We start from the raw sequence: 18,414 nt of genomic DNA, 5'->3' as shown, positions 1-18,414 counted from the left end.
AACAACCTCACAATTGCGAGGCTGGAGGTGAGGCATTATAGCGATTTAGGGCGTTTGAGACAGCAGTTCTTGAGCCCACTCGGTAGATTGATTAAAAGCGTCTGCTAATTGAGGTTCGGTTAATTTAAGAACGGTGCAATATCGCTCGGCTAACTCCCAGTCCGCTTGTTCATAGGCGATCGTCATCGAAAGTAAGTGACCAAGTACGCCTTTTCGACTGGTTAATGCGAGTTTTATATCTTCGTCAACGGGGATATCTTCAATGACATCAGAGAGCGGTTGATCGAGCAAAGATCCGAGTAAAGAAAACATGCCTGTCAAAAAAGCCTGCCCAGGGTCATACCTAGTGTTCATTTGACTAAGTAACAGTTCACACATTCGTGCACGCTGAATCGCTAAAGAGTAAAGAGAGTCAGGTTTATCTTCTTGAACGGACGCAATTGCAACTAAGGAAATAAAGCGTCGTAGTCGCTCTTCACCCAGATAAATAAGCGCCTGTCTGAACGATTTGATCTTAGTCGTTAATGTATAGCCTGAATTTACGTAAGTAAGCAGCTTGTATGACAGCGTCACATCAATCGAAAACAGACGTTCAACCTCATTGAAGTCGATGGGCTTATCAGCAATCTCTTTACAAAGTTGGATGACGGTAAGAAACGCGGGGTTCAACCGTTTTTTCTGGATCATCTCAGGTTTGCTAAAAAAATACCCTTGAAAATAGTTAAAACCGGCTTCTAGGGCTTGCTCAAACTCTTCATAGGTCTCTACCTTTTCCGCAAGAAAGTCGATTTTAAATGGGCTTAATGCCTGAATAAAAATAGCGGCTTTCTTGATCGGTACGAGTCGAATGTCAAACTTGATCATGGAAACATATGGAAGAAAACGTTTCCAAGCCTTCGTCGGCACAAAATCATCTAAAGCAATTTTGTATCCGCACTCATGCAGGTGCTTGATGGCTTCTAGCAGCTCCTCTGTCGGTTCACAATCTTCAAGGACTTCAATGACGAGAGACTCTTTGGGAAACAGAGTTGGGACCAGATTCACCAAGCTTTGATGCGGAAAGTTAACAAAGCCAAGTTTGTTCCCTAATGTGTTGTAATGCGTCGACAAAAAATGATCGGATAGCAGTCGACTAGTAGCCAGCTCTGGTTCTACTTCAGGGAAGGTATTTTTAGGACCGTCTCGAAAGAGAAGTTCGTAACCTATGGTTCGTTTTTCTCTATCCAGAATCGGTTGGCGAGCTACGTAAGAATACTTCAATTAGGTACTTCGTTCTGTTTAACTTAGTATTATGATAATAGCGATTTTTTACAAAATATCTACGACTTGAGCGTGAATCTCCTACACGCTCTACATGCTTAACGCAAATTCTGTATGAATGGTCTCGTTTGTAGGTCAAAGCCATCAGAATTTACTTGTAAAACTGAGCCTTGCGTATACCAATCCCCTAAAACTATCCGGGTCTTTTTAACGCCATCGACGTCAAAAAAATGTGTATTCGGGCGATGAGTGTGACCATGAATCATTAAGTTGACGCAATTCTGAGACATCACTTTCTCGACTTCATTTTGATTGACGTCCATGATATCTAAAGGCTTGCTCATTTTATCATCACGAATATCGGATTGAACTTTTGAGACAATTTTCTTCTTAATAAACCAAGGAATGTGATTAAACAGCCATTGCAACCAAGGTTGATGAACAGTCTTACGGAATTTTTGATAATCAATGTCGTCAGTACACAGGGTGTCACCGTGGAGAATAACTGCTTTAGTACCATAAAGGTCTATGAGGCTAACTTCATCCAATAATGTAATGCCTGTCTCTTTACAGAAGCGTTTTCCCAATAGGAAGTCGCGATTGCCCTGAATGAAATAAACAGGAACGCCAGTCTTTGTTAGTTGCTGGAACTCTGTACGGATTTGATTGGCAAAAGGAGTTTTGTCATCGTCTCCAACCCAAAACTCGAACAGATCGCCTAATACATAAAGTGCATCGGCTTTCGTTGCTTCTGTTCGCATGAACGTCACAAAACATTCCGTAATATCCGGACGCGATGGGGTGAGGTGAAGATCGGAAATAAATAATGTTGTCATAGAAATAAGGGGAAGCGATGCCTCCCCATTAACTTATCTCTTAGAAATAATTCTTACGAATTATTCTTCAATTGTTGTACCAGTGATTACTACGTCCTCTAGAGGTACGTCTTGGTGCATGCCGTAAGAACCAGTGCTAACGCCTTTGATCTTATTTACGATGTCCATGCCTTCTACAACTTCACCGAATACACAGTAACCCCAACCATCTAGGCTTTCGCTACGGAAATCTAGGAATGTGTTGTTGTTTACGTTGATAAAGAACTGAGAGCTTGCTGAATGCGGCTCCATAGTACGCGCCATAGCAAGTGTACCCACTTTGTTGCTTAGGCCGTTGTTTGCTTCGTTCTTGATAGGTGCACGTGATGCTTTTTCACGTAGACCAGGTTCCATGCCACCACCTTGGATCATGAAACCGTCAATAACACGGTGGAAAAGAGTGTTGTCGTAAAAGCCATCGCGGCAGTACTGAAGGAAGTTTGCGCTAGTCTCTGGCGCTTTCTCTTCGTTTAGTTGAATCTTGATGTCACCAAAATTAGTGTGAAGGGTGATCATGCTACTTTCCTTACTGTGTTGTGTTGAGCCCGAGATTCTAGCCTAAGTTCTAGTGCTTTAAAAACTCAGGAAGAGGAAATTCTTCGTTTTGTGCTTGAAGTTTAGCCGATTATCGTTTTATCGGTTAATTGCTATTACCTAACCAGGTCGGAGTTGATATACTCGACCTTCTTTTATTCATTCACAATCATAGATAGAGATCATGTTAAAGATATATAACACACTCACAAGACAGAAAGAGGAATTCAAACCAATTACAGCTGGCAAAGTCGGCATGTATGTCTGTGGAGTTACCATCTACGATCTCTGTCACATCGGTCACGGTCGCACTTTTGTCTCCTTTGATGTGGTATCACGTTACCTTCGTTACCTAGGTTACGATCTAACGTTTGTACGCAACATCACAGACATCGATGATAAGATCATTAAACGTGCGGCTGAAAATGGCGAGTCTTGTGACTCATTGACCGAGCGCTTGATCGGTGAAATGCACGCAGACTTCGACGCATTAAACATGAAGCGCCCAGATATTGAGCCTCGTGCAACCCAGTTTATTCCAGAAATCATCGAACTTGTTCAAAAACTGATTGAACGTGGTTTTGCTTACGTTGCGGATAATGGCGATGTAATGTTTGAGGTTCGCAAGTTTGACGAATACGGCAAACTGTCTAAACAAGATTTGGATCAGCTGCAAGCGGGCGCGCGCGTTGATGTCGAAACAGCCAAACGCAGCCCACTAGACTTCGTTCTTTGGAAGATGTCTAAACCAGGTGAACCTACGTGGGAATCACCATGGGGCCCTGGTCGTCCAGGCTGGCACATTGAATGTTCTGCTATGAACTCTTCAATCCTAGGCGATCACTTTGATATTCACGGTGGCGGCTCTGATCTTCAGTTCCCACACCACGAAAACGAAATCGCGCAATCATGCTGTGCACACGACACTAAGTACGTAAATACTTGGATGCACAGTGGCATGGTGATGGTAGATCGCGAGAAGATGTCTAAGTCTCTAGGCAACTTCTTTACTATCCGTGACGTACTTGGTCACTACGATGCAGAAACGGTTCGTTACTTCCTTATGTCTGGTCACTACCGTAGCCAGTTAAACTACAGCGAAGAGAACCTAAACCAAGCACGCGCTTCGCTTGAGCGTCTATACACTTCTCTACGTGGTTTGGATCTAAATGCTGCTCCTGCTGGTGGTGAAGAGTATGTATCTCGCTTTACAGCAGCGATGAACGATGACTTCAATACGCCAGAAGCGTACTCAGTTCTGTTCGACATGGCGCGCGAAGTTAACCGTCTGAAAACAGAAAACCTAGAGAAAGCGAGCGAGCTAGGTGCGCTAATGCGTGAACTAGCAGATGTGATCGGTATTCTTCACCAAGATCCAGAAGCCTTCCTAAAAGGTGATGCAGGTAACGATGATGAAGTGGCTGAAATCGAAGCTCTTATCAAGCTGCGTAACGACTCTCGCGCTGCGAAAGATTGGGCGAATGCAGATATGGCTCGTGACAAACTGACCGAAATGGGCATTGTTCTGGAAGATGGTCCAGAAGGCACAACGTGGCGTCGTAAGTAATTGAATTTTCAATTTTAAAGGGCTGATAATTCAGCCCTTTTATTTTCCATTTCCATAAATTAAAACTTTAACTTTAGGTAATGCTCTGTGGCTCAGATGTATTTCTATTACTCAGCAATGAATGCGGGTAAATCAACAACGCTTCTTCAATCCTCTTTCAACTATCAAGAACGCGGCATGACGCCAGTTATTTTTACGGCTGCACTAGATGATCGCTTTGGTGTCGGTAAAGTGAGCTCTCGTATTGGTCTTCAATCTGACGCACACTTGTTTCGTCAGGATACCAATTTATATCAAGAGATCGCAGCTCTGAATGAAGTTGAGAAACGTCACTGTATTCTTGTTGATGAGTGTCAGTTCTTGTCAAAAGAGCAGGTTTACCAACTTACTGAAGTTGTTGATAAACTGCATATTCCAGTATTGTGTTACGGCCTTCGCACCGATTTTCTAGGCGAACTTTTTGAAGGCAGTAAGTACCTGTTATCTTGGGCAGACAAGTTGGTTGAGCTCAAAACGATCTGCCACTGCGGTCGCAAAGCGAATATGGTTATTCGTACCGATGAACATGGCGTGGCGATTAAAGAGGGCGATCAAGTTGCGATCGGCGGTAACGACAAATATGTCTCCGTGTGCCGTCAGCATTACAAAGAAGCACTCGGTAAATAATCCGTATTAATACAGAAAAGCCACCGTAATCGGTGGCTTTTTGTTGTCTGCTAGAAAGGGCTTAGACTAAGTCAAAACCAAATCTCTCTAGTAAAACCTGATAAGATGATTCTACCTGCGGAGGGATGTTTTGCTCGGTTTGAAATCCTTTCTCTGGATAGCTTTTTACGCGAGAGAAATCTTCCATTAGTGCCTCTAGTACCATCATTAATGGCATGTCTTCATTAATATATTCAAAAAACGGATGAGCCGTAGAGCTTACCTGGAGCTGGGAGTAGGGTGACTGCCACTGTTTTTCAAATGTCGCTATGGCTCTGCGTTCCATAAATGGTTTTTGCACCAGAATAAACGATGAGCAATGTTTTCCTTCTTCTTTCAATCGTTGCTCAGTAAAGCGAACGTTTTCTCCACTGTTGGTGGATTCAGCTTCGAGCAAAATTGCTTCACTGGGCACGCCTGACATCTTGGCAATTTCGGCAAAAGTTTCCGCTTCGCTTTTTTCAAACAGTCCATCGGTAAAACGACCTTCTCCCCCTGAAAATACAATCAAAGGCGCTAACTTTTGGTGGTACAGATTTGCTGCATGCTCTGCTACACGCACATCGTTACTGCACATCACAAACAAACAGTCTGCGGGTTTCAGCTCATGTTTGAGTTGCATGTAATCCCAAAGTGTTTCTATGTGTCGATAGAGTTTCATAGCGCGTCCAAAGTTGAGTTGAAATGAAATTGATAGCCAAGTGAGAGTAGTTTGTCTGCGAGAATGCGCTTATCTGTTTGTTCTGTGACTGGTGGAAGAGGTATCTCACTCTCGCTCTTATTTATAGCGGCTTGGTAGAACTCCGCCTTGCTGACGGTATGCGGTGTGGTCACGTTAATAACTTGGTTGCTTAAATTATCTAAAGCAAATTTGGCTGCCGATACCGCATCGTCTTGATGAAGCATATTAGCAGGCGCTTTACGACTGACTTGTTTTAGTCTCATTGCAAAGCGAGAAGGGTGCCTGTCTGGCCCAATTAGCCCGCTACAACGCATAATGACGAAGCTAATATTAGAGTCGATAACATGCTGCTCGGCTTGCAGCATAATACGTGCATTGTCAGAGAAATAAGGGCTGTCGGCTGCTAAAGAGAGTGACGCATCTGCTTCTTCCATATCAGAAGCTAGGTTGGGATACACCGTTGTAGAGCTAATCATAACGAGCTTTTCAACGTTGTTTTGCTTTGCTGCGTTTGCGAGCATTTGCCATTGTTGGGCGTATTCTTGTCCGCGTCCTTTACGAAAACCAGGGGGAAAAGCACCGACAACGTGAGTAATTTGATGTTGTTTAAGCAACTCATCTAGCCGTTTCGCCGCGTTAAGTTGATTAAAATCGAATAATGCGGAGTGAGTTAATGAAGCGGGTAACTCGTTTAACCGAGCTTGGTTACGACGAGTAACGACAACGTGGTGTCCGTCTCTCATCAAAGTTTCTGCTAGCGGAGTTCCGAGCCAGCCTGCACCTACGATCAATGTATTTGCCATTTGGGTCTTCCTACTTACTTATTTATGTCTGCTCGAATAGATTGAGCAGCTCTGCTTTGGCTTGTTGATGGAGGGGATCTGAATGCCATTTCTGATGTTGAATAAGGTCAACATTGACTTGCCAAGCCAGCTTTGTGAAATCATCCCCAACTCTTTTCAGTGTGTTCGGTGAATACGCGACTAAATGCTCTGGAAGAAAGCACCAACCAAACCCTTTATTCGCTAATTCCAACAAAATATAGTAGTTATCAGCGTACCAGATATCCGGGCTGAATGCTTGATTGAGACCACATGGCTCTGCGTTTTTGGAGCGTATGACCAGTTGACGATGTTGTTTGAGTTGATCAATGTGAGTGACGCGTTGCTGTGCTAGAGCGTGCGTTGAAGAGACATAGACATCGAACGCAATGTTACCAAGATTAGTGAAATCGATATGTCTCGGCATTTGTAAGTCACTCAAAATAATCCCAGTAGTGGTGCGCTCCGATTTGACCAATTCAATGATATCCGGACTTGAAGCTGTTAAGCATTCAACTTGCAAATGTGGAAAGCGTTGCTCTAAATTTTTTAGCACGTCGGGCAAGCGAGTCAGAGGAATCCCTTCATCAATGGCTAAAACCAATTTATTCGTTGGTGTTGAAAAAAGCTGTGATGCTCTGTTGTTCAATCGGTCTAGTTGGCTGATTGCCGCTTGTGCATAAGGTATGAGCGCGAGGCCACTCTCGGTTAATTTCGGATATCGACCAGAGCGATCAAATAGATCAACACCACAGTCGACCTCCATATTTATGATGTGTTGGCTGACTACGGATTGAGCTCTCCCCAGTTTTCTTGCCGCGCCTGAAAATGATCCGGTTTCTGATGTAGCAATGAAAGCTTGCAGTTGTTCGATGGTAAACATATCGCTTTTGCCGATGGTATCTAACTTTTTGTTATCTGAATAATAGATAAAATTCTAAGCATTGAGTAGAACTATTTGGACAGAGAAATATGACTCGTAACGAACGAATTTTTCATGCAGTACTTTTTGAGTTAATCGCACTCGCGATCATTGTGCCAGCGGCTTCATTGATCACCGGAAAGGGATCGAGTGATCTCGCGTTGGTTGGGATTGGGTTGAGCATGTATACCGTCGTGTGGAATTACATCTACAACTTGTACTTTGATAAGTGTTTTGGCAGCAATCGAACTGAGCGAAGTTTAGCGATGCGTTTTGGGCATACAATTGGATTCGAGGGAGGGTTGATCTTTATCTCTATACCCGTCATTGCTTGGTTCTTAGAAATTACGCTTCTTCAAGCTCTGGTGTTGGAAGCTGGCTTCCTAGTGTTCTTCCTATTTTATGCCACGGGCTTTAATTGGTTGTACGACAAGGTTCAGCCATTTAGCAAAATGAAAAAACGATTAGCACCGCAGGTTTCGGCAGGAACAAAATGCAGGGACCAATAAAAAACGCCACCGAATTCGGTGGCGTTTTTGTTCAAATTACACAGAAAGGACTCTTAAAATCTTATCCGCATGCTCTGCGACTTCAATACCTTCATCTGTTAAATAACCACCATCAGGCTGTGTACAAAGTTGCTTCTCGTATAGACGAGCAACGGCTGCCTGCATTTCTTCTGACGCGTCTGTATGAACTTTAATACCAGTTGCAGCACTACTTAAGTCGAACTGAAGAAGTAGGTTCAATTCGGCGATATGTTCAGCTGAATATTTCATAAATGATTCCTTTACGCTTTTTTTACCAAGCTAGTCTGAAAAGAAGAGTTGAGCAACATTAAACGATAAGAAGTGTTAAGTATGGCGCTATCAGGCTGATATAACGCAGGATCTTTGTTCGAAAGGCAGAATACTTGTTAAGTATCAATGATAGTTACGATTGCGAATGATAGTTGACCTTTATTGGTTGATCTCTCGATAACAACATTTTTAGTAAACATGTCAAATAGCGCTTGAAAAAGTAGGGAAATGGAGCGATTATCCGCGCCTCTTTAATTGTTTCTAAATGTTACACCACAATGAACTTCAATCAGTTTGACTCACTATTACCGCCTCAGGCTGCGGAACGCGCGGCTGAAGTGGGGGTAGGTAAAGCAACTAAAGCACCGATCAAATCTTTTTTATTGGCAATTTCTGCCGGACTTCATATTGGTATTGCGTTCATCTTTTACACCACGGTGACAACAGGCGCAGGCGACCTTCCATGGGGTATTACCAGGCTAATCGGTGGCCTAGCCTTCAGCCTGGGTTTGATTCTTGTTGTCGTTACAGGTGGTGAGCTTTTCACTAGCTCAGTATTAACATTGGTAGCGCGAGCCAGTGGAAAGATCTCGTGGCAAGCGCTAATCAAAAACTGGTTTGTGGTTTATTTCGGCAACATGGTTGGTGCTCTTTTGTTGGTAGCATGCATGTTGGTTACCAAGCAGTATATGTTTGATCACGGCCAAGTTGGCCTCAACGCGATGGCGATCTCTCAACATAAATTGCACCATGGTTTCTTTGCTGCTGTTGCGCTTGGCATCATGTGTAACGTGCTGGTGTGTATTGCTGTTTGGATGACGTTTAGTGGACGTACATTAACTGACAAAATAGCGGTCATGATTCTGCCAGTAGCTATGTTCGTGTCGGCAGGTTTCGAGCACTGTATTGCGAACATGTTCCAAGTACCCATGGCGATTGGAATCAAATATTTTGCACCGGAAGCATTTTGGCAAATGACAGGGGCGGATATTGCAAACTATGCGGACTTAAACATGATGGGGTTCATCGTAAATAACCTTATCCCTGTAACGATAGGGAACATCATTGGTGGCGGTGTATTCGTTGGTATGTGGTATTGGATGATTTATCTACGTGATGAAGACAAGCATTTACGATAAATCTAAAAGAATAAAAGAAAGGCGAGCCAAATGGTTCGCCTTTCTTTTATTCATGTCGATAAGTTTCACACAAATCGAGTGAGTTAAATCAGCTCTTCATTGATGCCAAAATCGGTTGGGAGCCAATGAGAAGTCACTTCCTTTGGTTCTTGAACGAGCCAGTCCAGAGGTGCATCGGATAGGAGTTCATCGTAATTTTCTTTGATCATTAAGACATCCATGTACGTCTCTCCAAGTTTGTGGTCACTATCTTTACTCTAAAATTAGAATATGTCAGACAAGTGATCAAAGCATGACGATTAGATTGATCACTTATGCAGCTATGTTTCTGGTTGCGTATGGGTTTAGGGTGTTTATCCACATTTTCTGTGGATAACCTGTCTCAAAGGCCGTGCGTATCTAAACTTGCAAAGAAAATTTCATAAAATTAGAGGCTTATACTCGAGAGAATTCTGTCTGACTTTTCTCCAGAAAGCATCTTGATGAATGTTTAAAGAATGGATGAGTGATTCAGTTAAAAGTGCGTTTGACTTGATAATACAAGCCCTTTCACTGGCTTTGTTCACACGCTTAAACTATCTATGAGTTTTGGTAGGTTCTGATTGTTGGATTTTTATTTTGATCCGGCCTTCTTTCGTTTGTACCCAGCTCAGTGTCATCTCCAGCGTAATAGCGACGGAGGTACTCAACATGACGAAAATAGCCAGCATAATCACCAACTGATATTTAATCGCAACCATCGGGCTTGCGCCACCTAGAATTTGACCAGTCATCATGCCTGGTAAGGTAACCAGCCCTGTAGTGGCCATAGAGGCTAAAGTTGGAGCAAGTGACTTTCTAAGGGCCTCTTGAATGAAGGGGAATGATGCATAACGAGGAGAGGCACCAAGTGAGATAGCAGCCTCATATTCTGATTGTCTCTGTTCAAAAGCCGTAAATAAATTCTGCAGTGCGATGATGTTACTACTTAAGCTGTTACCCAATAGCATGCCCGCAAGTGGGATCATGTACTGGGCGTTGTAAAGAGGGGATGGCTGCACTAGGCCTGCGGTAATCGCTATAAGAAGTGGAATTAGACCACAGGTTAAGCCTGTAAGTAGAGGAAGCATGAGTGGCTTTTTAGGCAGACGAGCTTTTCCTGCAATTGAGCTTGCACCAATCAGTAACATGATGGCAAGCCAAAGTATATTGACAAGTAAGCTGTTTAATTGAAAAAGATATTCTAAATACACGCCAATCAATATGAGCTGAAGTGTCATACGAATAACACTGATGATCGTGTCTTTCGCAATCCCTAATTTGTAGCGGGCATTAATAAAGAAGGGAACCAACAAAATCAGACCAAATAATGCCAGTTTGGTCCAACTTATATCCACCACGCTATCCATAATCGCTCCTCGAAAATCCGCGAATAATTGTAACTAAGCTCCTCCTTTATATGAACATCAATGTGCATTTTTTGATGTTCTCAACGTAAACCTTTAGCGCTATTTCTGTCATTATTTTGCATCATTTTATTTACAGTTGATTATCTTTTGACTGGTTTTTAAGCCAATTTATGACCCGTTAATTACTATCCAAATGTAACTTATGTTTGGTAAATGTTGTTGTTTTAACAATTGGTTAAAAGACTTATTTTGTCACATCTGTTCATGTTTTTTAATAAATAACATCAATCAATCACATCTCTGGATGAGCTCAAAAAAGTGTTGAATTACAAGGTCTGAGAGCTCTTATTTGATTGAACCTTACTATTAGTATGGTCTAACATTTTCCATTAGAGATTGTAAAAAACTTAAGCTTGGTTACGCGGGCTTTTCAATAACACTAGATACAAAATAGGCAAATGTATGAGTGATGTTAATAAAATTGAGAGTGGTGAAAAACGCTCCCTGGAGTGGAAGTCGTTCCTCTTCATTGCAGTTGTTCTCTTCCCAATTCTGAGTGTGGCTTTTGTCGGCGGTTACGGGTTCATCGTTTGGATGTTGCAAGTGTTCTTCTTTGGACCTCCAGGCGCGCACGGCATGTAAGCCAGTGAGCTCATAACCACACTTTTGAAAAGATTTTAAGAGAGCAAATAATGAAATCATTAATCATTAAACTGTGGCGTACCATGACGCGCCCAGCTGTACATATCAGCCTAGGTGTGCTGACTATGGGCGGCTTCATTGCTGGTGTTATCTTTTGGGGTGGCTTTAACACCGCTCTAGAAGCAACCAACACAGAAGAATTCTGTATTAGTTGTCACACAATGCGTGACAACGTGTACGTTGAGCTGCAAGAAACGGTTCACTGGAAAAACCATTCAGGTGTTCGTGCTACTTGCCCTGACTGTCACGTTCCTCATAACTGGACAGACAAAATTGCTCGTAAAATGCAGGCATCTAAAGAGGTATTTGCACAGGTATTTGGCAACTACGATGAACCTGGTGTGTTCGAAGAGCGTCGTATCGAACTTGCGAAACACGAATGGGATCGTTTCTCGGCAAACAAATCTTTAGAGTGTAAGAACTGTCACAACTACGAATCGATGGATTTCGAGCAAATGTCTCCAACCGCTCGTATCCAAATGAAGCAAGCAGCAGAGAAAGATCAAAGCTGTGTTGACTGTCATAAAGGTATCGCGCATAACCTGCCAGCAGGTATGGACAGCATCGGCGGTATCGTGGGTGACCTAGAAGGTATGACTTCAAATACAGATTACTCTGTAGGTCAGCAACTAGTGAGTGTTCGTCACCTACCAATTTACTTTGATGCACAAGGCACTAAAGAAGCCGGTCTTCTTAATCCAGCATCGACCGTTAAAGTTCTTGAAGACAAAGGCGAGTTTGTTGAAATCGAAATCGATGGCTGGCGTAAAGCGAAAGGCTTTGGTCGCGTAATTCAAGAAGACTTCGGTAAGAACATTGCGACTGCGTCTCTGATGAAAGAAGCAGCGACAGATAGCAACATTGTGACGACTGGCGAGAAAAAAGTGGATGAGCTAACAGGCCTTCCTTGGGAAAAAGTCGCGGCGAAAGTATGGATTAAGAAAGAGTCTATGCTGAACGACATCAATCCTGTTTGGGAAAAATCTCGTGAAGCGTACAAGACCAACTGTTCAGTATGTCACACTCAACCTGCGGAAGCGCACTTCGACGCGAACACCTGGCCAGGTATGTTCGACGGTATGTTGGCGTTCGTTAACCTAGATACAGACAGTGAAGCCCTGATCTTGAAGTATCTACAGAAACACTCTTCAGATTATGCTGAAGGTCACCACTAATAAGCGTCGGATTGGAGTAATTTAAATGGCTATTACACGAAGAAGTTTTCTTAAAGGTGTAGCAACCACAAGTGCAGCGTCAGTTATTGGTCCTAGCTTATTGGCGTCCGCCTCTGCCAATGCTGTTGAGACGACAGGTACTTGGAAAGTAACAGGTTCTCACTGGGGCGCGTTCCGCGCCCACATCTACGCGGGTAAAGTTCAAGAGATCAAACCGCTAGAGCTAGACAAAAACCCAACTGAAATGCTAAACGGCATCAAGGGTATTATTTACAGCCCTTCACGTGTGCGTTACCCAATGGTTCGTCTAGATTGGTTGAAGAAACACAAATACAGCGCCGATACCCGCGGTAACAACCGTTTCATCCGCGTGACTTGGGATGAAGCGCTAGATTTGTTCTACCGCGAACTAGAACGTATTCAAAAAGACTACGGTCCATGGGCGCTACACGCAGGTCAAACGGGTTGGAACCAAACAGGTTCATTCAACAACTGTACCGCGCACATGCAACGTGCAGTGGGTATGCACGGCAACTTCATCACGAAAGTAGGTGACTACTCGACGGGTGCAGGTCAAACCATCATGCCTTACGTACTTGGTTCAACCGAAGTTTACGCACAAGGTACGTCTTGGTCTGAAATCCTAGAGAACTCTGACAACATCGTTCTTTGGGCTAACGACCCAGTGAAAAACCTTCAAGTAGGTTGGAACTGTGAAACGCATGAGTCCTTCAAGTACCTGGCACAACTAAAAGAAAAAGTAGCGAAAGGTGAGATCAACGTTCTGTCCGTAGACCCAGTGAAGAACAAGACTCAGCGCTACTTAGAGAACGATCACTTGTACATCAACCCGCTGACAGACGTAGCGTTCATGCTTGCTGTGGCGCACGTGCTGTACAACGAAGACTTGTACGATAAGAAGTTCATTGATACTTACTGTCTAGGCTTTGAAGAGTTTATTCAATACGTTCAAGGTAAGACAAAAGACAAAGTAGAGAAAACACCAGAGTGGGCTGCGGCTATCTGTGGCGTGAAAGCGGACAAGATTCGCGAGTTCGCACGTATGCTAGTCAGTGGCCGTACACAGATCCTGATGGGTTGGTGTATCCAGCGTCAAGAGCACGGTGAGCAGCCATACTGGGCAGCGGCTGTGGTTGCTGCAATGGTTGGTCAAATCGGTTTACCTGGCGGTGGTATCTCTTACGGTCACCATTACTCAAGTATCGGTGTACCTTCAACTGGTTTCGCGGGCCCTGGTGGTTTCCCTCGTAACCTTGACCAAGGTATGAAGCCGAAGTGGGACAACAACGACTTTAACGGTTACAGCCGTACTATCCCAGTTGCACGTTGGATCGACTGTCTGCTAGAACCAGGCAAAGAGATCAACTACAACGGCGGTAAAGTGAAACTGCCAGACTTTAAGATGATGGTGATCTCGGGTTGTAACCCATGGCACCACCATCAAGATCGTAACCGCATGAAGAAAGCGTTCCGCAAACTTCAAACGGTTGTAACGATCGAGTTTGCTTGGACTGCAACATGTCGTTTCTCGGATATCGTTCTACCTGCGTGTACGCAATGGGAACGTAACGACATCGACGTATACGGTTCATACTCGAACAAAGGTCTGATTGCAATGCATCGTCTCGTCGATCCATTGTTCCAATCTAAGCCTGACTTCCAAATCATGAGTGAACTAACTCAGCGTTTTGGTCGCCGCGAAGAATACACCCGTGGTATGAGCGAGATGGAATGGATCGAAAGCCTTTACAACGATTGTAAGAAAGCGAACGAAGGTAAGTTTGAAATGCCAGAATTCAACGAGTTCTGGGAGAAGAGCGTACTAGACTTCGGTGAAGGTAAACCTTGGGTTCGTCATGCGGACTTCCGTAAAGACCCTGAGCTTAACCCACTAGGTACGCCGTCTGGTTTCATCGAGATCACGTCTCGTAAGATCGGCCGTTACGGCTACGAACACTGTCAAGAACACCCAATGTGGTTCGAAAAATCAGAGCGTTCACACGGTGGCCCTGGTTCAGATAAATACCCATTCTGGTTGCAGTCTTGTCACCCAGACAAGCGTCTGCACTCTCAGATGTGTGAATCTGAAGAGTTCCGTGCAACTTACGCGGTGCAAGGTCGTGAGCCTGTTTACATCAACCCAGCGGATGCGAAAGCGAAAGGCATCAAAGACGGTGACTTAGTGCGCGTATTCAACGGTCGTGGTCAGCTATTAGCTGGTGCTGTTCTTACTGACAGCTACCCACGTGGCGTTATTCGTATCGAAGAAGGTGCATGGTACGGTCCTCTAAACGAGAAAGAGGGCGCAATCTGTACTTACGGTGACCCTAACACGCTAACGCAAGACATCGGCTCTTCTGAACTTGCGCAGGCGACTTCTGCGAACACATGTATCGTAGACTTCGAGAAGTTCACTGGCAAAGTACCGCCAGTGACTTCATTCGGTGGGCCAATCGAAGTTGCTTAATGAATGCAATTCACATCAATCGAAATACCAGCCTTCGGGCTGGTATTTTTTTAACCAAAATTTCAGTGAGCGTTATCTCAATAATAAATTTGTGACGCTAAACGACAGTAGGATTCGTGACGTTGATAACGAATTGGGTGGGACAAGCAGGGGATAATGAACCAAGCTAAACAATAATAATTAAGTGAGTAGACTCTTTATGGCTCAGAGCATTCAATTGGCAAATCACATTGAGATCACTGTGAATAACAACGACCTCCAAGTTGAAGTTGAGGGTAATCAATTACATTTTTCTTTTGCTGGGCTTCACAATAAAACGTTTACCGACCGTGAAGTGTTGTTCGAGATGCCGTTTTTATACGAGCACGAGGCCAATGTGATTGGCGATGGCTTCCAAATGCTGGCGCAAACAGCGGGAACGGTTAGCCATCCCGTTGATATTGGTCGCTGTCCAGACAACAGCCCTTCTTATCGAATCTATCCCAAAGATGCCCCTAAGCGTTACTACAACTATTTAGTGGTGGAAGGCTCGGCTGGCTATACCTTGTTTGGCTTCACATCATGTCATCGCTTTGCGGGCTATTTTGATGTTGTACTGCGTGATGGACATTGGGTTTTATCGGCCGCGATTGATGGTGAGTTTACTCAAGTGGCGGATTGGGAAAGTAATCAACTTGAATCCGTGGCGGTACTCTGCGGCCAATCTCTGTCTGAGCTTTATCAAATCTATGGAGAGATGATTGCAGAGCATCATCCTGTTCGCCAAGGTGTGACACAAGATGCGCCTGTCGGTTGGTGTTCGTGGTATGCCTACTACGCAGACGTGACAGAGCAAAACATCATGCAGAACGTTGATTGCATGCAAGATAAGCTTGAAGACCTAGAGTGGGTACTTCTGGATGATGGCTATCAAGCCTTTATGGGCGATTGGTTAATCCCATCGGATAAGTTTTCTGGTGGTGTGAAAGAGCTCATTCATAGTATCCGTGCAAAAGGCAAAAAGCCGGCGATTTGGATGGCACCCTTTATTGCTCAACCTGAGTCGGAGATCTTCAAACAACACCCAGAGTGGTTTGTTCGTCACAAAGATGGAAGCTTACTTAAAGCAGAAGATGTCACATACGGTGGTTGGCGCTGCACGCCTTGGTACATACTCGATACCTCAAACCCAGAAGTGCAAGACCATCTGACGAATGTGGTCTCTGTCATGAGACAAGAGTGGGGCGTTGAATTGTTCAAGCTAGACGCGAACTATTGGGGCACCTTGAAAGGTGTGCGTAAACAATCTGGTATTACAGGCGTTGAGGCGTATCGCTTAGGAATGGAAGCGATTGCTAAAGGCGCTGGTGATGCGTGGCTTTTAGGTTGCAACGCGCCAATGTGGCCATCTCTAGGGCTTGTGGATGCAATGCGTGTTTCTGATGACGTAGAACGCCATAGTCGTCGTTTCGAGCAGATAGCCAAAGAAACCTTTTATCGTAGTTGGCAGCATCGAAAACTGTGGCAAATTGATCCGGATTGCGCGACATTCACGTCATTAGCTAATCAAGCCGCATCCAGAGAAGAGTATGAATTTCATCGCACGGTGTTATTGGCGTGTGGTGGTTTGCTGCTGTCTGGCGATCCTCTCCCTGAGATTACGCCATTTGCAAAGAAGACATTGGCTAAGCTCATGCTACGTCAACAACGTAACCAAGAGTCAGCAAAGTTCACGGCTTTGAGTTTAAATCATGCGTTTTTAAAACTAACGACGAAGAATGACCTTCACTGCTTGTTTAACTATGCCTGCTACGGGGCGATGGAATTTACGCTGACGTCTGATCAACCGATGGATTGGTATGATTACTGGACAGGAGAAAAGCTAAACCAAGAACCTTGTCAGTTATTAATGGTTAGCGTTGATAAAGGGTTAAATGCGAAAGCGATCGTCACGGCATAACGTGAAGCAAATCGTTCGATTATAAAAACAAGAAAGGGGCCTACTGTGGCTCCTTTCTTGTTTTGACGTCCTGAGCGTTAGAACTCGAATAAAAAGTAATACCCGTATCCAACGATAAACGCAGGAATGGACGAATAAATAGTCGCGACCAAAGCGGCTTTCGGTGCCATAGCAATGGCGGGGAATAGGGCGTCACCATCATTGGAAATCGCATTTGCCAACTGCGCCGAAAGTGGCGCTGCACCAGAGATGTAAAGGCTGGTGACTAGAATTTGCGGACCACAACCAGGTAGCATCCCAATGGCTAAGCCAGCTAATGGCATCCATATCCCCCAATGAGAAAAGGTTTCTACGAGGTCGATTCCAGAAAAATAGGTCGTCAGTTCAAACGCCAGAAACGCCACGATCACCCAAGCACTGACGAAATTCGTATCTTGGGCTGCTTTTTGAATCGGGTGTGAGTCCACGATTTTTTCATCTTCAGAGACCGTTGACTGATAATCGCCGAGCTCTTTTGTCATCGCCCACAACGACATTGTGATCACCGCGAAGATAGCGCCCAGCCATTCAATGGTATTGGCCTGCAAAGACAACAGCTGATTAATATCGATTTGGAAAGATATTAACACAGCAACGACACTAGCAGGCACAATAAGCCATTTCCAAAATGCGCCTTGTAGATTGATTGCACGTTGTTCAAGAGGCGTGTGTCGGTCTGTCTGGTGTTGGCAACAAGCATGTGTCTGAAGTGCTTCTTTTGGCTCTGGGCGCAGAAAGTTATCAGCATGAAAAGCATTAACGACCAGCCCTGAAAGAGTACCCACGATTATGCCTAATCCAACCACGCCTAATCCAACACTTGGCTTGGCGGCAAGAAGTAAAAAGGCAGCGTCACCCATTGTTGAAGTAAGTACCGCGACAATCGCACCAAATCCCACTCGGCCACTAATAAATTGCGTTGTCACAACAATAGCGCCACCACAGCCAGGCAAAGCACCCAATAAAGAAGCAAAGAAAACCTGATGATTACGCGAGCGATGGTAGAGCTCGGTAATTCGATTGGTTTTCGACATAAAGCTTGAAAGATAATGATAAATTGCCAAGGTGGCGGCAACATAGCATGACACCGCCCAGAATGAGTCGGATAGCGTCTGTACGGCAACGTCACGTGTATTTTCATTGCCTAGCAAAATGAGCATGACGATAGGGATCAGCAATCGCTTATAAGCTAAACGAAACTGAGTAGGCTGAAACAACTGTTGTGCAGAGTGTAAAAATTGGGTCGCGTTCATCGTTTACTCAAATGCAAATAGGAATAATTATCATTATATGTAAATGAGATTTATTCGCAATAGCATTGTGAACTTTTCTTCGTGTCAAACTCTCTGAAATCAGGTAAAGTATCGGCCTTTGTGAG

The 18,414-nt window shown here is 44.2% G+C and carries 18 protein-coding genes; 8 read left to right on the top strand and 10 right to left on the bottom strand.

Going from position 1 to position 18,414, the window contains the following annotated elements; all coding sequences use genetic code 11:
* Positions 1-45: 45 nt before the first annotated feature.
* The 3 genes from OO778_RS10770 to OO778_RS10760 form a co-directional block, all read right to left on the bottom strand.
* Positions 46-1,260: an EAL domain-containing protein gene (locus tag OO778_RS10770; RefSeq protein WP_005378158.1), complete on the bottom strand. Its 1,215-nt coding sequence runs from the start codon at positions 1,258-1,260 to the stop codon at positions 46-48.
* A 98-nt stretch (positions 1,261-1,358) separates the two neighbouring features.
* Positions 1,359-2,096, bottom strand: a complete 738-nt coding sequence (gene lpxH, locus OO778_RS10765; protein WP_006743038.1) for a UDP-2,3-diacylglucosamine diphosphatase — start codon at positions 2,094-2,096, stop codon at positions 1,359-1,361.
* A gap of 60 nt (positions 2,097-2,156) precedes the next feature.
* Positions 2,157-2,651 (bottom strand): peptidylprolyl isomerase, encoded by a 495-nt coding sequence (locus tag OO778_RS10760; protein ID WP_005390900.1) that lies wholly within the window; start codon positions 2,649-2,651, stop codon positions 2,157-2,159.
* Between the two features lie 202 nt (positions 2,652-2,853).
* Between OO778_RS10760 and cysS the strand changes: the two genes are divergently transcribed.
* Both cysS and OO778_RS10750 read left to right on the top strand, forming a co-directional pair.
* On the top strand, positions 2,854-4,236 hold the full coding sequence (gene cysS, locus OO778_RS10755) for a cysteine--tRNA ligase (protein WP_005390902.1): 1,383 nt from the start codon (positions 2,854-2,856) through the stop codon (positions 4,234-4,236).
* Positions 4,237-4,323: 87 nt separating this feature from the next.
* Positions 4,324-4,902 (top strand): thymidine kinase, encoded by a 579-nt coding sequence (locus tag OO778_RS10750; RefSeq protein WP_005378154.1) that lies wholly within the window; start codon positions 4,324-4,326, stop codon positions 4,900-4,902.
* Positions 4,903-4,963: 61 nt separating this feature from the next.
* On the opposite strand, the gene OO778_RS10745 is transcribed toward OO778_RS10750, so the two are convergent.
* Genes OO778_RS10745 through OO778_RS10735 form a run of 3 tightly spaced genes read right to left on the bottom strand, consistent with a single transcriptional unit; the run spans position 4,964 to position 7,327 of the window.
* Positions 4,964-5,602, bottom strand: a complete 639-nt coding sequence (locus OO778_RS10745) for a YdcF family protein (protein WP_074191117.1) — start codon at positions 5,600-5,602, stop codon at positions 4,964-4,966.
* Entirely contained in the window at positions 5,599-6,426 is an 828-nt protein-coding gene (locus OO778_RS10740; RefSeq protein ID WP_257887152.1) for an NAD-dependent epimerase/dehydratase family protein, read from the bottom strand. The genes OO778_RS10745 and OO778_RS10740 overlap by 4 nt, the downstream gene beginning before the upstream one ends.
* Before the next feature lie 22 nt (positions 6,427-6,448).
* Positions 6,449-7,327 carry a LysR family transcriptional regulator gene (locus tag OO778_RS10735; RefSeq protein ID WP_074191119.1) on the bottom strand — a complete coding sequence of 293 codons (879 nt, stop codon included), beginning with the start codon at positions 7,325-7,327 and terminating at the stop codon, positions 6,449-6,451.
* Between the two features lie 89 nt (positions 7,328-7,416).
* Between OO778_RS10735 and OO778_RS10730 the strand changes: the two genes are divergently transcribed.
* Positions 7,417-7,875: a PACE efflux transporter gene (locus OO778_RS10730; RefSeq protein WP_074191120.1), complete on the top strand. Its 459-nt coding sequence runs from the start codon at positions 7,417-7,419 to the stop codon at positions 7,873-7,875.
* A gap of 36 nt (positions 7,876-7,911) precedes the next feature.
* On the opposite strand, the gene OO778_RS10725 is transcribed toward OO778_RS10730, so the two are convergent.
* Complete coding sequence (locus OO778_RS10725; RefSeq protein WP_005378148.1) at positions 7,912-8,145, bottom strand: TIGR02647 family protein; 234 nt, start codon at positions 8,143-8,145, stop codon at positions 7,912-7,914.
* Between the two features lie 299 nt (positions 8,146-8,444).
* Between OO778_RS10725 and focA the strand changes: the two genes are divergently transcribed.
* The gene (gene focA / locus OO778_RS10720; RefSeq protein WP_005393324.1) at positions 8,445-9,305 is read left to right on the top strand and encodes a formate transporter FocA; all 861 of its coding nucleotides are present in this window, start codon (positions 8,445-8,447) and stop codon (positions 9,303-9,305) included.
* Positions 9,306-9,388: 83 nt separating this feature from the next.
* On the opposite strand, the gene OO778_RS10715 is transcribed toward focA, so the two are convergent.
* A complete protein-coding gene (locus OO778_RS10715; protein ID WP_254903806.1) occupies positions 9,389-9,514 on the bottom strand; it encodes a hypothetical protein in 126 nt (41 codons plus the stop codon).
* 366 nt (positions 9,515-9,880) lie between these two features.
* Complete coding sequence (locus OO778_RS10710) at positions 9,881-10,693, bottom strand: ABC transporter permease (protein WP_264909769.1); 813 nt, start codon at positions 10,691-10,693, stop codon at positions 9,881-9,883.
* A gap of 462 nt (positions 10,694-11,155) precedes the next feature.
* Here OO778_RS10710 and torE point away from each other — a divergent pair, with 462 nt between their 5' ends.
* From torE to OO778_RS10690, 4 genes are all read left to right on the top strand, one after another.
* Positions 11,156-11,335: a trimethylamine N-oxide reductase system protein TorE gene (gene torE / locus OO778_RS10705; protein ID WP_005378141.1), complete on the top strand. Its 180-nt coding sequence runs from the start codon at positions 11,156-11,158 to the stop codon at positions 11,333-11,335.
* Positions 11,336-11,385: 50 nt separating this feature from the next.
* Positions 11,386-12,570 carry a pentaheme c-type cytochrome TorC gene (gene torC / locus OO778_RS10700; RefSeq protein ID WP_006742852.1) on the top strand — a complete coding sequence of 395 codons (1,185 nt, stop codon included), beginning with the start codon at positions 11,386-11,388 and terminating at the stop codon, positions 12,568-12,570.
* 25 nt (positions 12,571-12,595) lie between these two features.
* Positions 12,596-15,058, top strand: coding sequence for a trimethylamine-N-oxide reductase TorA (gene torA, locus OO778_RS10695; protein WP_041156583.1), 2,463 nt, complete (start codon positions 12,596-12,598; stop codon positions 15,056-15,058).
* Between the two features lie 199 nt (positions 15,059-15,257).
* Positions 15,258-16,997, top strand: a complete 1,740-nt coding sequence (locus OO778_RS10690; protein WP_264909766.1) for an alpha-galactosidase — start codon at positions 15,258-15,260, stop codon at positions 16,995-16,997.
* Positions 16,998-17,074: 77 nt separating this feature from the next.
* Here the strand turns inward: OO778_RS10690 and OO778_RS10685 are convergent, their stop codons facing one another.
* Positions 17,075-18,289, bottom strand: a complete 1,215-nt coding sequence (locus OO778_RS10685; RefSeq protein ID WP_264909764.1) for a putative manganese transporter — start codon at positions 18,287-18,289, stop codon at positions 17,075-17,077.
* Positions 18,290-18,414: the final 125 nt, after the last annotated feature.

This window comes from Vibrio sp. STUT-A16, from assembly GCF_026000495.1.
GTDB lineage: Bacteria > Pseudomonadota > Gammaproteobacteria > Enterobacterales > Vibrionaceae > Vibrio > Vibrio diabolicus.
This window is presented reverse-complemented; position numbering and strand designations above follow the sequence as displayed.

Bases quoted from the DNA above. Each gene is read 5' to 3' on its own strand.
- OO778_RS10715 (WP_254903806.1), bottom strand. From the start codon at position 9,514: ATGATCAAAGAAAATTACGATGAACTCCTATCCGATGCACCTCTGGAC.
- focA (WP_005393324.1), top strand. From the start codon at position 8,445: ATGAACTTCAATCAGTTTGACTCACTATTACCGCCTCAGGCTGCGGAA.
- OO778_RS10690 (WP_264909766.1), top strand. From the start codon at position 15,258: ATGGCTCAGAGCATTCAATTGGCAAATCACATTGAGATCACTGTGAAT.
- OO778_RS10725 (WP_005378148.1), bottom strand. From the start codon at position 8,145: ATGAAATATTCAGCTGAACATATCGCCGAATTGAACCTACTTCTTCAG.
- OO778_RS10730 (WP_074191120.1), top strand. From the start codon at position 7,417: ATGACTCGTAACGAACGAATTTTTCATGCAGTACTTTTTGAGTTAATC.
- OO778_RS10760 (WP_005390900.1), bottom strand. From the start codon at position 2,651: ATGATCACCCTTCACACTAATTTTGGTGACATCAAGATTCAACTAAAC.
- OO778_RS10740 (WP_257887152.1), bottom strand. From the start codon at position 6,426: ATGGCAAATACATTGATCGTAGGTGCAGGCTGGCTCGGAACTCCGCTA.
- OO778_RS10735 (WP_074191119.1), bottom strand. From the start codon at position 7,327: ATGTTTACCATCGAACAACTGCAAGCTTTCATTGCTACATCAGAAACC.
- lpxH (WP_006743038.1), bottom strand. From the start codon at position 2,096: ATGACAACATTATTTATTTCCGATCTTCACCTCACCCCATCGCGTCCG.
- torC (WP_006742852.1), top strand. From the start codon at position 11,386: ATGAAATCATTAATCATTAAACTGTGGCGTACCATGACGCGCCCAGCT.
- OO778_RS10745 (WP_074191117.1), bottom strand. From the start codon at position 5,602: ATGAAACTCTATCGACACATAGAAACACTTTGGGATTACATGCAACTC.
- OO778_RS10685 (WP_264909764.1), bottom strand. From the start codon at position 18,289: ATGAACGCGACCCAATTTTTACACTCTGCACAACAGTTGTTTCAGCCT.
- OO778_RS10710 (WP_264909769.1), bottom strand. From the start codon at position 10,693: ATGGATAGCGTGGTGGATATAAGTTGGACCAAACTGGCATTATTTGGT.
- torA (WP_041156583.1), top strand. From the start codon at position 12,596: ATGGCTATTACACGAAGAAGTTTTCTTAAAGGTGTAGCAACCACAAGT.
- cysS (WP_005390902.1), top strand. From the start codon at position 2,854: ATGTTAAAGATATATAACACACTCACAAGACAGAAAGAGGAATTCAAA.
- torE (WP_005378141.1), top strand. From the start codon at position 11,156: ATGAGTGATGTTAATAAAATTGAGAGTGGTGAAAAACGCTCCCTGGAG.